The organism is Flavobacterium davisii, from assembly GCF_042182265.1.
GTDB lineage: Bacteria > Bacteroidota > Bacteroidia > Flavobacteriales > Flavobacteriaceae > Flavobacterium > Flavobacterium davisii.
Window position 1 is genome coordinate 1,348,905 of sequence record NZ_CP097869.1, and the last position, 14,348, is coordinate 1,363,252.

Genomic DNA, 14,348 nt, shown 5'->3' on the forward strand with positions numbered 1-14,348 from the left:
CCCTTTGAGACAATCAATGATGAAACACCATGTTATCTCGTATAGAATAATTTAAGCAAAGATATTACATTTCCTCGCATTTTAATAAAAAGATATTTTATGAAAAGTTTCGAAAAAATGCAAATTGTAAATCCCAATGCTGCAGGAATTGATGTTGGGTCACGTTCTCATTTTGTAGCCATAGGACAGGATGAAAATCAAATTAGAGAATTTAATGTTTATCAATCAGGATTATGCGCTTTGGTAGCTTATCTTCAAGAGAACAAGATTCGTAGTGTTGCTTTGGAGTCCACAGGGAGTTATTGGCAATCATTGTTTATGATCTTGCAGGGAAATGGTTTTGAAGTTCTTTTGGTTCAAGGGACTCAAACAAAAAACCTTAAAGCAAAGACAGATGTGAAAGATGCACAATGGATACAGAAACTTCATTCTTTAGGGCTATTACGAGGTTCTTTTTTGCCCTCTGAAACCACTTTGCAGATAAGAACACTTCATAGACATCGTTCTAGTTTGATTGAACAAAGTTCAAGCTTTGTAAACAAAATGCAAAAAGCATTACGTTTAATGAACTTCAGACTCGACGTTGTGATAAGTGACATCACAGGAGTTTCTGGAATAAGAGTAATTGAGATGATACTATCAGGTGAAACTTCAGGTGAAAAATTAGCTGAATATTGCGACAAACGAGTTAAAAAAAGCAAAGAAGAAATAGCCGACGCTTTGCAAGGTAAAATAAACAATGAATACCTACATGAGCTTTCCGATTGTTATGATATTTACAGACTTATTCAAGATAAAATAAAAAACACCGATACTCGTATTGATCAAGTGCTGAAAAATCAAACCAGAGAAATTGTTTTATCAGAAGATATCGAATTGGTAAAGAAACAGAATAAAGGGAAAAACCAACCCAAATTTGATGTACAGAAATATAGTTTAAAACTTTTTGGAGTAGATCTCTTTGCTATAGAATCAGTTTGCTCAGGAACCGTTACTAGTTTTTTAGCCGAAATAGGCACCGATATATATAAATTCAAGACCTCCAAGCAATTTGTGAATTGGCTCAGGTTAGCTCCAAATAATAAAATTAGTGGAGGTAAGGTTTTGAGTAGCAGAACTCCAAAAGGGAAAAATAAATTTGCATTGACATTAAGAAATGCGGCAAATACAATTGAAAGAAAAAAAGAAGGTTACCTCGTTATGTTCTTTAAAAGGATTTCTTTTAAAAAAGGAAGAGGTGCTGCAATTACAGCAACAGCAAGAAAAATAGCAGTTATAATTTGGAATATGATAGTCAAAAAACAACATTATATACCAATAAATACAGACCAATATATTCAAGAAATGAAGAATAAAAAAACGATACAAATTAAAAAAATGATTAAAAAATACGGAATCGAAACTACTTCTTTATCAATTCCTTAAATTAAGTTAGATAGAATTCCGCATTAGACTTCATGTATGAGATGAAAGATAAAAAAGGAACAAAAAATTCTTGTAGATAGGAAGCAAAAGCGTAATCCAGTCGTAGTTTGTCACTTCGACTCAAGGGAGAAATTATATTATTAAACCCAGATTCCGCATTAGACTTGGTTGTGAAACAAAATTTTTCAATAAATTCAAGTGCTCACGGAAAATTTTAGAAGAAGAAATAGTGAACTATTTTGATGATTAAAATTTGAGTACGTGCTTGAATTGGAAGAAAAATAAAGTGGAATAGATTTACTTCGTCTATTCGCTACGCTCGGGTCTAATGCGTAATTCTATCTAACTTAATTTAAGGAATTGATAAAGAAGTAGTTTCGATTCCGTATTTTTTAATCATTTTTTTAATTTGTATCGTTTTTTTATTCTTCATTTCTTGAATATATTGGTCTGTATTTATTGGTATATAATGTTGTTTTTTGACTATCATATTCCAAATTATAACTGCTATTTTTCTTGCTGTTGCTGTAATTGCAGCACCTCTTCCTTTTTTAAAAGAAATCCTTTTAAAGAACATAACGAGGTAACCTTCTTTTTTTCTTTCAATTGTATTTGCCGCATTTCTTAATGTCAATGCAAATTTATTTTTCCCTTTTGGAGTTCTGCTACTCAAAACCTTACCTCCACTAATTTTATTATTTGGAGCTAACCTGAGCCAATTCACAAATTGCTTGGAGGTCTTGAATTTATATATATCGGTGCCTATTTCGGCTAAAAAACTAGTAACGGTTCCTGAGCAAACTGATTCTATAGCAAAGATATCTACTCCAAAAAGTTTTAAACTATATTTCTGTACATCAAATTTGGGTTGGTTTTTCCCTTTATTCTGTTTCTTTACCAATTCGATATCTTCTGATAAAACAATTTCTCTGGTTTGATTTTTCAGCACTTGATCAATACGAGTATCGGTGTTTTTTATTTTATCTTGAATAAGTCTGTAAATATCATAACAATCGGAAAGCTCATGTAGGTATTCATTGTTTATTTTACCTTGTAAAGCGTCGGCTATTTCTTCTTTGCTTTTTTTAACTCGTTTGTCGCAATATTCAGCTAATTTTTCACCTGAAGTTTCACCTGATAGTATCATCTCAATTACTCTTATTCCAGAAACTCCTGTGATGTCACTTATCACAACGTCGAGTCTGAAGTTCATTAAACGTAATGCTTTTTGCATTTTGTTTACAAAGCCTGAACTTTGTTCAATCAAACTAGAACGATGTCTATGAAGTGTTCTTATCTGCAAAGTGGTTTCAGAGGGCAAAAAAGAACCTCGTAATAGCCCTAAAGAATGAAGTTTCTGTATCCATTGTGCATCTTTCACATCTGTCTTTGCTTTGAGGTTTTTTGTTTGAGTCCCTTGAACCAAAAGAACTTCAAAACCATTTCCCTGCAAGATCATAAACAAAGATTGCCAATAACTCCCTGTGGACTCCAAAGCAACACTACGAATCTTGTTCTCTTGAAGATAAGCTACCAAAGCGCATAATCCTGATTGATAAACATTAAATTCTCTAATTTGATTTTCATCCTGTCCTATGGCTACAAAATGAGAACGTGACCCAACATCAATTCCTGCAGCATTGGGATTTACAATTTGCATTTTTTCGAAACTTTTCATAAAATATCTTTTTATTAAAATGCGAGGAAATGTAATATCTTTGCTTAAATTATTCTATACGAGATAACATGGTGTTTCATCATTGATTGTCTCAAAGGGCTTCCAAATGGAAGCCTTTTTACATTTCAGCCAAAATCTGGGAGGGGATAAATTCACCATTTTATACATAGGCTTCGCTCGCAAGTGCAAGTTAGCTCTCATTTGTCAAAGAACAATACTTTCTTGAAATCTGGGTTTAACGTATGTAATTTTGCTTCTATTTTATAAATGACAAGATTACGAATCATTTTTATAGTAATAAATTACCTGTTACTACATATTCAGCATCTTCAATGTAATCTCTGATATTATTAATTTGAGATGGTTTAATAAACTGACTAAAAAGCCTCATCAACATATCCTCTAAATTTCTGCTTTGCACTGCGCTTTGAGCTCCTTTAAGGAAAGCGTCAAATTGATTTTTTTTGCCTCTAGAATGATAAGTGTCAAATTTTGTAATGTTTACATCTTTTATAGATAACCCTTTTGCCATTTTTTTAGGATTCCAAGCAGTGTCGTCTATACTGTCAGTTAATCCTTTTTTTTCTCCAAAAAGACCTCCTAATAAACTTAATAAATAGCTGTCTTTAGGATTACTTTTAATATCAAATAAAGTATTTAAAACTTTTGTCCCTTGGGTTAAGTTTAAATTTTTTGCCCAAGTTATTTTATCAAATCCTTTATTAATACCAGCATTATAATTGCTGTATACTATATCTATTGTAACTAGTTGTAATATTATTTAACTGGATTATCTGTTAATGTACTTAATGTTATATACCATACATATATATAAGCCAAGGAGAAAAAAACTAAAATTGAAATTAAAATCAAGATTAAAGCTAAAATTAATTGGTTTTTAATTTTTAAAAATAAGAGCCTTGCAATAAAAAAACCAAAACTAGGCGGTAATGCCATTACTATTCCATACTTAAAAAAAATAGTTTTGGTTAAATTAAAATCAACATTACCATATTTGCCAAAAGTTAATAAATACCAAAGGCTAAATAAACTTGAAAATACTAAAAAAATAATTAACGAATATATAAGATTTTTTTTCATTTTTTATAACCTGGATTTTTACCTGAACTAAATGCGCTTTTTAAACCATCTTCAACATCAGCCCAAAACTGGATATGACTCAAACTATGAGAAGTCATTGCCAGATAGGGTTATAAAAACTGGTTTTTTAAACGATTCATCTACTAATATTAATCAGTTTGTAAAACACAAATCATCATTAGAAAATTTATAAATCTATTAAAGTTTTTATTAATGAATTTAAAAATGAGACAGAACCATTAATATCATAAAAAAATAATTTTAGAGCTATTACATATATTTGAAATATCAAAAAAATAATTAGAAAGATAATTAAAAATAGAAGTAATAATTTGTTTTCTATTTTTATCATTAAATAATATATCAATGAAATTGTTAAGGAAGGAATTATTGCTCCTACAATCCCAATTTGAGTAATTATTTTGATTATTGCTTTTAAATCGTATTCTTCCATATAATTTAATGATAGTATATACCAACTTGAAATACCTATCACTATAAGTGAAAATATTACTAAACTAACAACGATAAATTTTCGAATATTTTTCATAATCATTTATTTTTATAACCTGGATTTTTACCTGAACTAAATGCGCTTTTTAAACCATCTTCAACATCAGCCCAAAACTGGATATGACTCAAACTATGAGAAGTCATTGCAAGGTATGGGATTGAACTGGGTCATTTCATTAAATCATCAATTTTTTATTACTTGAATTATTCCAATTTATTTAAATGTGATTGGATTTTTGAAGTCATGAAATATAGTGTACAAAATAAATTTATATGTTAAAATTGAAAAAAATGCTATTAAGATAAATATTAAGAAAAAAAATAACCAAGTCTTTTTGATTTTTATTTTCAAAAAATAAATTATTAAAAATAAAAACATAGGAAGTATTCCTCCAACAAATCCTATTTGCAAGATTACGTCTATAAGAGATTGAATTTGAATATCAGATACTTTGTAAAATTTATATTCTATTGGGTTATATTCCAAATGGTCTGAAATATACCAATAAGTTATTCCTATAGTGGAAACAACCAATATTAGTAAACTATATAAAATTGGTTTGTAAATATTTTTCATGTTATTTCTTTTTATAACCTGGGTTTTTACCTGAACTAAATGCACCTTTAAGACCTTCCTCGACTTTTGACCAAAACTGCGTATGACTTAAGCTATGCGATACCATTGCTAAATAAGGTATTGAACTAGGTTTTTCAATTAGATCATACCTAATAAGGAGATTATTACTACGTAAATTCTTGTCTTAAAGACGAAAAAACTTAATTAAAAAAGGCTGTGATTGATCAAGACTGTAGTATATCATGTTCAATACATACCAATAAGATATAATTAAAAACAGTATTAATATGAGAACAATAAGTATTGTCAATAAAAAAGGGTTTTTTATTTTTTTGAAAAGAAAAATAACTAATAAGAATATAAGAACTGAAATAACTCCAGCTAGTATCCCAATTTGAATAAAATTTTTAATAATAGTACTAACATCAGAATTAGCTGAAAACTCGATACTCATATACCAAAAAGTAATACTAATCGAAAAAACACTGAATACAAATAAACTTAGTAAAACTAATTTTTTAACATTTTCCATAATTATTATTTTTTATATCCTGGATTTTTAGCAGAACTGAATGCGCTTTTAAGCCCTTCTTCAACTTCAGTCCAAAATTTAGTATGGCTTAAACTATGGGATACCATAGCTAGATAAGGGATTGAGCCTAGTTTTTTATCTAATTCTACAATATTTTCGTCTGTTTTGGAAACTAAACTTACATTATATTTACTAACAAAAGAATGATAATTTTTTAAATTTAAATGAAGCTTTTTAACTTCTTTATCCAAATCATCCTTAATAGCATATTCTGACCAGTCTAATATTTTGATTGCTAATTCTATCGAAGATGGTTGAATAAACTGACTAAAAAGGCGCATCAACATATCTTCTAAATTTCTGTTTTTTACTGCAGTTTGTGCTCCTTTTAGAAAAGCATCAAATTGATTTTTTTTGCCTCTAGAATGATAAGTGTCAAATTTTGTAATGTTTACATCTTTTATAGATAACCCTTTTGCCATTTTTTTAGGATTCCAAGCAGTGTCGTCTATGCTGTCAGTTAATCCTTTTTTTTCTCCAAAAAGACCTCCTAATAAACTTAATAAATAGCTGTCTTTAGGATTACTTTTAATACCAAATAAAATATTTAAAACTTTTGTTCCTTGGGTTAAGTTTAAATTTTTTGCCCAAGTTATTTTATCAAACCCTTTATTAATACCAGCATTATAATTGCTGTGTACATCGTATGTCCATTGCAATAAACTGTTTAAAAGCTTTAAAAAAGATTCTTTTTCTTTTTGTAGATTGGAATTTTCAATTTTTAGCGAATTAATATAGTTGATAAACTCTGCAGTTATCATATTTATTCCCAAAAAAGCTTTCGCTATTTCTTTCTATATGATATATCATTTGAGATACTTTTTGACTTGTAGATGAAATATATGATTTTATTTATAGCAGATATTTTGCTTGTTCATAGTTTAGTTTCAAAAATTAAAAACGGAATGACTCTATAAACCACTCATTTCCATTTATATCATAAAATAACATAGTTATAAAAAACCAATAGAATAATATTATTGCAAAAACTATTAATGCAATAATAGATAAAGTAAGAGTAATAATATTCTTTATTTTGTTAATTAAAAAATAAATCATTAAGAATGTAAGAGTTGGTAGTATAGCACCTATTAGCCCAACTTGTAAGGAAGCTTTAAAGATATTCTTCAAATTTATCTCTATTGTGTGGTCACTGAAAAACCAATAAGTAAATCCTATTAATGATATAATAAATATACTCAACGATACAATAATTATTTTTTTTGTTTTTTCCATCACTATTATTTTTTATAACCTGGGTTTTTACCTGAACTAAATGCGCTTTTTAAACCATCTTCAACATCAGCCCAAAACTGGGTGTGACTTAAACTATGTGAGGTCATAGCTAAATATGCTATAGATCCAGGTTTTTTCATTAAATCTTTAATTTCATTTTCATCTTTCTGAGCTACTAAATTGGAATTATATTTAGTAACTATTTCACAATAATTCTCAAAATTTATCCTTAATTTCTTAACCTCACTATCTAAATCATCTGTAACAATATATTCTGTATATCCAATATAATCTTTTATTTTTATAATTTGATCTGGTTTTATAAATTGTGAAAATAAAATTGCTAACATATCTTCTAAATTTCTATTTTGGACTGCATTTTGTGCATTTTTTAAAAAAATATTAAAATTTTTCTTCTTATTTCTAGAATGATAAGTGTCAGATTCTGTTATGTTTACATCTTTTACAGACAACCCTTTTGCCATTTTTTTAGGATTCCAAGCTGTATCATCAATACTGTCTGTTATTCCCTTACTTTGGCTCACATATTTTTTCTGGGGATTAGTTCGATTTTAAGCAAATAATTTTTCCAGTCTAAACAAGAAAAATTTAATATCTGTAACACCTCTAAGATTCGCTCTAAAGAGTTTTATTTTAGAATTAAAAGATTCTGCATTTGCATTAGTATTTCTGTTGTTAAAGAAGCTTATAATTGTATCTAAATGGTTTTTAATACTATTTGAAGCAATATTAAAATGAGTAAAATTCAGTGATTTAGTTTTTCCAATCCATTGTTCTATTTTTTCCTTTGCTATGATTTTTGAAGTTGTTTCATATATCGCTCTAAACTCCATACAATGCTTGTAAGCCTCTTCTAATTTTGGATAAGATTCAAATAACAACTTAGCTCTCGCTCTTTGATTTTTTGTCCAGTCTGTTGGCAATTTGGTTATTATATGCCTACTTCTTGCCAAAAGTTGTTTTGGGCTATCTCCATTTTCAAAGGTAAATGGTTTGTATTTTTCACCTTTATCTTTCGCCTCTTTTATAGCTTGATTTTCTTTCTTTATTTCTTCCCAACGATATTCTATTCTAAGATGTTGTAATGCTTGGGTTACTAATTTTACCACATGAAAACGGTCTGTAACGATATTGGCATTAGGAAAACAGATTTTTGCAACTAGATTCATGTTACTAGCCATATCCAAAGTTATTTCCTTAACTAACTGTCTTTTTTCTAATGGGATTTTAAGAATGACATCTATAATATCCTGACTTTTTGTGCCTGATATCGAAGCAATAAGAGTTCCTTTTTTACCTCTTCCTTTTTTATTGGTTAAGTAAGTATAGAGTTCTCCTTTTGACAAACTAACTTCATCTATACTGATATATTGACCAATATTTTGAGGATAAATAAAATAATCCTCAGCATGATTTTTTTGCTCCCATTCATTAAATCCGCTCACTTTTTTCTTATAGTGTCGTTGAAGAATGTAGCTCTTTACACCATAGTAGCTAGCTATATTACTTATCGTATCTTCTCGGGTCTCGACCTGTATCTTTTAAAAAACCGGAGAGTTCAGTAGTTAATTTTGAACCCTCAGCTACAAAAGAATAATCGTTTTTCACCTCTTTAGATTTATTCACTTTTTCTCGCCAACGTCTGGTTCGAATTCCTAAATACACTGTCTTTCCACGAATAGGGAAATCTTGAACTAGCGTTCTCTCATTAAAACCTTTTGATTCATATTGAACAGGATTATCAACTGAATGTAGAGTATTCTTTTCGTCTAAATAAATAAAGAAACACTCTTTTTGAGTTGACAAATCGCCTAACTCTTTAAAATCTACAATATCAAAATAATCAAGTAAACCCTCAGGTAAAAAATGCTTTATAAATTCCAAATCCATCGATTAGATTGCTATTAATTAAAAAACAAATTTAATCAAATCCCCTGAAAATGTCTCTGACCCAGCCTTTTCGTGTGGTTTAATAATATATTTCCCTATTGAATATTCTCCAGTTCTAAATAGATTTTGTGCTAACTTTTTATATTCTTTTGAGTCTCGTTTTAACATAGCATAATATAATGCCGCCATTCCACAAAGAGAACTACTTCCTTGTTTTATTTTCCAAAAATCCTTAACACGATCTTCGATTTGCTCGTAAACAATTTCACTAATTATTATCAGCTAAATTAGCATAGTAAAATGTTTTATTTTTTACGTTTCATCTTAATGTATTCATTAAAATTATTCAAAAAGATGACTTTTTTATCTTACTTTTTTGCGAAACATAAGTGTTAAAGTTCAATTTCTTTTCCTGATTTTTTATTACCATCTAATTTATAAGACAATAAACAAGGATTACTACTCCCATTAGTTGTTTCAACTTCTAAAAATTCTATGTCAGAGACGATGTGAGTTTTTTTGTTGATTTCCAAAAACAAACTATCATTTCGTTTTACATTTAAGTTTTTTTTAAATTTTAAAATTATATTTTCGTAGTCTTTATTTGTCCTTTGAGTAATTACTTTGCCTATAATTATTTTACTGTCTTTTTTTAGATAAACTTTATATTCATTAGATTTTGGTTGAATTCTTGTTGTTAAATAAAATAAATTATTGATATCAATTGTTTGTTTTTCACAATTGTGTGAGTTTTTACAACTGATTAAAATAAAAAGGCAGATAATGCTATTTTTTAAATTTGATATATCCATAGAAATTTGTATTGAAAACTTTAGTTCTAAAGCTTCTCTTTTTATATAATTTTTTCCAACAATAATAAGAGAATTCGTAAGCTTGTTTGTTGGTGTCTATAAATAAATCTCCTTCATATGAAATCCAATGATAATTTGTAATACACCCCAAATAACTTATAGAATCGTCCAGCATATCAGAGTCAATTAGCATAATTATCTTCCAACCATTTTGATATTCTTTCTGTATTTCTATCAAATCAGAAGAGAAATTTAAGCCTGTAATCACTCTCGTTTTATCATCTAGTAAACTTGCGCCATAAAAGCTTACAGCCATTTTTTCCATATAGTCTGTCCAGTTAATAGCATTCCAATCTTCCCCATCTTTTCCTAAATATTTTTTATTATCTGAACTTCTGGTGCCAACTAGAGAAATCCAATCTGCTTGTTCCATAAGTTGTGGAGGAACAATTGGTCGTCCATTACTGTAAACTCTATAAGCGGGATAATCTAAATTTGTATTAGTTGGATTAAAATCAAAAATTTTCGGATTGGGCTTAATATTATAATTGTTAATTTTAGCATAACCTGTTCTAAAAAACTCAAAATATTTTTTCAAATATTCACTTCCATTTTCTTTCGCATATACAAAAAGCATTGCTGCTGTTCCACATAGTGACGTTCGATGTTGGTCAATTAGAGTCGGATCATTTTTCCTATCTTCAAATCCCTTCTCTACTATCATTCTATCAAACCATCTAAACCTATTGTGTTTCCAGACTTTTATTTCTCCTTCGCTTTTAGGGTCGTCAATATAAGCCCTAACATAAATAAATCTACCACACATATCCTCTTCATTCATAGTAATTTTTACTGTATCTCCTGTGACTTTTAATGGTACATCTATCCATTTGTTTTGTGAGTATTTTGGACTATGGTAGCGCATTTGCCATTTGGTTAGCCTACGAGTTAAAGGTGTTTCATTATCATATTGTGTGACTTGAAAAGTATATTCTTTTCCAAAAATTATTCCTAATTGAGTACCTCCCGATTTATCATTCTTTGAACCCAGATCTAGATTTGTAACTAGTTCTACTTTTTTTACTTTTCCTTGGTTTAATAGTATTTTGGGAGGCTCTATTGGCGTTTTATATGATGTGCCTTTTTGGCCACCGTTAATAGAAACTGTATCCTCGGCATTGAAACTCATTTCCTGAGCAAATAAATTGTATTCTCCTGTACAATGTTCTGTTATACATCCACCTGCAATTTCAATATAATTTCCTGATTTATTGCTCATAAGAATTAATGATTTTTAGTGTTCTTACCGCTGTTTACAAATACCTCGTCTTTGGCGTGTTTATTAATATTGGTTTGGCTTGATACGGTTATGTCTTTTAAGGCTTGTTTTGTTATTTTATTACTGGAGGTTTGTATGTTTTCATGTGCTATTTTTTTTATGTTTTTGGCTAGTAAGCTAAAATCGTCTATTGCATTTTGTATCATCATGGCTCCTGCTGTAGTGCTATGGTTCATTCCCGCACTTTCAGATATATTCATTCCAACGGAGGTTGTCATGTTTTTACCCACGTTAATAATCATATCTTCGCCTGCGGTAAAGATCATGTTTTTTGGCGCATTTACATTAATATTCCCATGACCGTCCATCGTCCAAGTGTTACCGCTAGGATCCTCTATAAAAACAGAGCCTTGGGCATCGTTTAGAATAATTTTAGTTCCACTTCGGGTATGAATGGCTTTTACATCATTCCCGCTAGTATGATACCCACTGGTTGCGGCACCGTTATAATGAGTGCCTAGTACAAAAGGTTTTTCGGCGTTGCCACTTTCAAAACCAACCAGTACTTCCTCGCCTATTTCGGGGATAAAATGAAAGCCTTTACCTGCTCCTGAGTGGGGTTGTATTAACCTAATCCAAGGGGTTTTTTGGTTTTTTCTTTCTTGCCATGGAAATTGTACCCGTACACGTCCCATGCCCATAGGGTCGTTGTTGTCTACTACTCGTGCGGTTTGTTCTTCGCAATTAGGATAAGCACTATCGTCAAAATAAGGAGGTGTCCACAAATCGGGTATGGCTACAAATTCGTTGTAGTACTGGTTACCATCATGAAAGTGTTTGATTTCTATGATCCGATAGGTTTCCATCGGTTTGTCGTTAATATCAATTAGCTTGGTTAGATCGCCTTGTTTGAGTTGGGGATCTTTACTTTTGCCTTTTACCACCATAAGACTTTCGCGTAGCTCTTTTTGTTTTCTTACGGCATCTTGTAGTTCTTGGTCTGTTTTGCTACTAATTCCGGTTTGATTGTAGAGTTTGTTGGGTTTTTTATGAAATACGTCTTTTGAAGCTTTAAGGGCTGCGAGTTGGTAGGGGTTAAATTTGCTTTGTAATTGAGCAAAGGCGCTATCTCGTTGTAGGTTGTCTCCTGATTCTGTATAGTAGGTGGTGTAGGTAAATTGTTGTGGTTTTACCGATAGTTCAAAAGATACATGTATTAGGTCTATGTTTTCTTCTAATACAATTATTTTAGGGCCTACTTTATTGCCTAACACCAAGCTTTGTCCGTCATAATACAGGTACTCGCCATAGCGTATGGCCAATTGTTTTAGGAACTGGTAATCGGTTTGGTTGTATTGTACGGTGTAAGGGATTACATGTTGGGTGTTGCCGTTTTTGGTAATTAGGTTGAAGTTGTCTTTTGGATATTCGGCGGTTATTTCTTGTATGATTTGTTCTAGGGTTTTGTTTTCAAAACTTTGGCATTCTAAACCTTGTTCTAGCATAATGGTCGGTGCATGTCCTGTAATGTATAACTGACTGTATCCATTTTTTTTTAAAAGGTTCAGATGGGTTATAATGCCTGTAAAGGTTTGTTTTATTTCACCAAATCGATGTAGGTGGATGTGTATGGTTTTGCCTAGATAACTTTTGGAGTTTTCCATGATGTATGCTTCTTGGTTGTCTAGGGAATCGGCACGGGTTGCAATAGTAAAGGTGTCGTGTTCGTTGGTTTTTTGGTCAAGTGTTAGATCAAAATGGGATTTTTCTAAAAAGGATTTGCCTTCTACTGTTAGGGTACAGTAAACTAAGGGGCTTGATTTATCGGCTAAAAAGTCTTTAAAAGTGCCAACGGAGGCGTATTTAGCTAGATCATCAGGATGATTGAGTCTGCCATAATCACTGTTATAGGTTTCCATGGTCTGTGTTTTTTAGTTGTTTGGTTTTGTTAGTCTTTCCATTTTTTTTCATGGGTGGTATCGTTTAGTGTAAAACGTTTGGCTATGAGTCGCATGGCTATTTGTAAGGGTTGGTTGTTTTGGGAATCAAAGAACTCGGAAAAGGATACACAAAAGGCTTTTTCAAATTTTAGTTCTTGTAATTTGCTCATAGCGTCTCTACGAAAGAAAATAATGGTACCGTTTTTGGTTTGACTATGGTCTAGCATCCACTGTAGTAGGTTAGTTTTGCCGTTGCTTTCTATACGGATGTTGATTTCACCTCCTTGGGGCATGCCTTGTGGTTTTCCTGTCGCATCTATTTCTTGTGTGAAATTATAATCGCAGTTTAAGATATTATAGGTGTTACCGTCTAATTCTAATTTGGCTAAAAATGACATGTCTTAAATTTTTATAGTGTTTTTAAAAGAAGGAATTAAACCCAGATTACGCATTAGACCCGAGCGTAGCGAATAGACGAAGTAAATCTATTCCACTTTATTTTTCTTCCAATTCAAGCACGTACTCCAATTTTAATCATCAAAATAGTTCACTATTTCTTCTTCTAAAATTTTCCGTGAGCACTTGAATTTATTGAAAATTTTTGTTTCACAACCAAGTCTAATCCGGAATCTGGGTTAAAAAAGAGGCTGTCTGAAAAGTGAAAAATCAATCTTTAGTTGTCACTTCGACCATAGGAGAAGTCACAGTAATATGTGATTTGCTTCTCCTATTTGGGCAAAACTCTTGGTTTTCCTTTAATCGAAATGATAAGATTGTGACCTTTTAGGACAGCCTCTTAGGTGTTGTTATACCCATTCGTTTTGGTAAGCGCCTGATCCTAATTCAATTTTTTTAGCTGAAATAGTAAAGGTTTCGGTTAATGGGTTTACCCCAGTTGAGTCGAAGTTTTCTCTGAATTTTACAACATAAGCTTCTGAGAATTTTAATTCTTTTAAAACAGCATCGCTATCTCTTTTAAAGAATTTTACACTACCGTCTTTTCTTTCAAAAGAGTTGGTCATCCACTCAAAGAACGAAGTGTCTGCTGTTCCTTCAATAGTTAACTCAATTTTACCTCCTCTTGTTACGGTAGAAGGTCTACCTGTTGCGTCTGTTTCTTGAAATAACCCGTAATTTACGTTTAATACGGTGTACTCTTTTCCTGCTACTACTAGTTTAGATTTAAATGACATATTTATAAAGATTTAAAAAAAATAAAAAATACAAGGGATGTAGATACCTAAAAATAATATAAGGAATGATTGGGGGTTGTTATTTTTTTGT

The 14,348-nt window shown here is 30.7% G+C and carries 15 protein-coding genes; 1 reads left to right on the forward strand and 14 read right to left on the reverse strand.

Features of this window, described 5'->3' with window-relative positions:
* Positions 1-99 precede the first annotated feature (99 nt).
* Entirely contained in the window at positions 100-1,425 is a 1,326-nt protein-coding gene (locus tag NAB20_RS05625; protein ID WP_127823170.1) for an IS110 family transposase, read from the forward strand.
* A gap of 352 nt (positions 1,426-1,777) precedes the next feature.
* Here NAB20_RS05625 and NAB20_RS05630 read toward each other — a convergent pair whose 3' ends face one another.
* The 14 genes from NAB20_RS05630 to tssD (NAB20_RS05695) form a co-directional block, all read right to left on the reverse strand.
* Positions 1,778-3,103, reverse strand: coding sequence for an IS110 family transposase (locus NAB20_RS05630; protein WP_375604915.1), 1,326 nt, complete (start codon positions 3,101-3,103; stop codon positions 1,778-1,780).
* A 289-nt stretch (positions 3,104-3,392) separates the two neighbouring features.
* Positions 3,393-3,635 (reverse strand): hypothetical protein, encoded by a 243-nt coding sequence (locus NAB20_RS05635; RefSeq protein ID WP_375605671.1) that lies wholly within the window; start codon positions 3,633-3,635, stop codon positions 3,393-3,395.
* A gap of 245 nt (positions 3,636-3,880) precedes the next feature.
* A complete protein-coding gene (locus NAB20_RS05640; RefSeq protein ID WP_105195506.1) occupies positions 3,881-4,204 on the reverse strand; it encodes a hypothetical protein in 324 nt (107 codons plus the stop codon).
* Positions 4,205-4,391: 187 nt separating this feature from the next.
* Positions 4,392-4,754, reverse strand: coding sequence for a hypothetical protein (locus NAB20_RS05645; protein WP_375605672.1), 363 nt, complete (start codon positions 4,752-4,754; stop codon positions 4,392-4,394).
* A gap of 1,077 nt (positions 4,755-5,831) precedes the next feature.
* Positions 5,832-6,647 (reverse strand): hypothetical protein, encoded by an 816-nt coding sequence (locus NAB20_RS05650; protein ID WP_375605673.1) that lies wholly within the window; start codon positions 6,645-6,647, stop codon positions 5,832-5,834.
* Between the two features lie 133 nt (positions 6,648-6,780).
* A complete protein-coding gene (locus NAB20_RS05655; protein ID WP_375605674.1) occupies positions 6,781-7,089 on the reverse strand; it encodes a hypothetical protein in 309 nt (102 codons plus the stop codon).
* Positions 7,090-7,127: 38 nt separating this feature from the next.
* Positions 7,128-7,667 (reverse strand): hypothetical protein, encoded by a 540-nt coding sequence (locus NAB20_RS05660; protein ID WP_375605675.1) that lies wholly within the window; start codon positions 7,665-7,667, stop codon positions 7,128-7,130.
* Between the two features lie 27 nt (positions 7,668-7,694).
* Entirely contained in the window at positions 7,695-8,588 is an 894-nt protein-coding gene (locus NAB20_RS05665) for a transposase (protein ID WP_375605676.1), read from the reverse strand.
* Between the two features lie 58 nt (positions 8,589-8,646).
* Positions 8,647-9,033: a hypothetical protein gene (locus NAB20_RS05670; protein WP_375605677.1), complete on the reverse strand. Its 387-nt coding sequence runs from the start codon at positions 9,031-9,033 to the stop codon at positions 8,647-8,649.
* A 392-nt stretch (positions 9,034-9,425) separates the two neighbouring features.
* Positions 9,426-9,845 (reverse strand): hypothetical protein, encoded by a 420-nt coding sequence (locus NAB20_RS05675; protein ID WP_375605678.1) that lies wholly within the window; start codon positions 9,843-9,845, stop codon positions 9,426-9,428.
* Positions 9,820-11,124, reverse strand: a complete 1,305-nt coding sequence (locus NAB20_RS05680) for a hypothetical protein (RefSeq protein WP_375605679.1) — start codon at positions 11,122-11,124, stop codon at positions 9,820-9,822. The genes NAB20_RS05675 and NAB20_RS05680 overlap by 26 nt, the downstream gene beginning before the upstream one ends.
* Before the next feature lie 5 nt (positions 11,125-11,129).
* On the reverse strand, positions 11,130-13,043 hold the full coding sequence (locus NAB20_RS05685; protein WP_375605680.1) for a type VI secretion system Vgr family protein: 1,914 nt from the start codon (positions 13,041-13,043) through the stop codon (positions 11,130-11,132).
* 29 nt (positions 13,044-13,072) lie between these two features.
* Entirely contained in the window at positions 13,073-13,462 is a 390-nt protein-coding gene (gene tssD / locus NAB20_RS05690; protein WP_088395034.1) for a type VI secretion system tube protein TssD, read from the reverse strand.
* A gap of 408 nt (positions 13,463-13,870) precedes the next feature.
* Positions 13,871-14,257, reverse strand: coding sequence for a type VI secretion system tube protein TssD (gene tssD, locus NAB20_RS05695; RefSeq protein ID WP_105195469.1), 387 nt, complete (start codon positions 14,255-14,257; stop codon positions 13,871-13,873).
* Between the last annotated feature and the right edge of the window lie 91 nt (positions 14,258-14,348).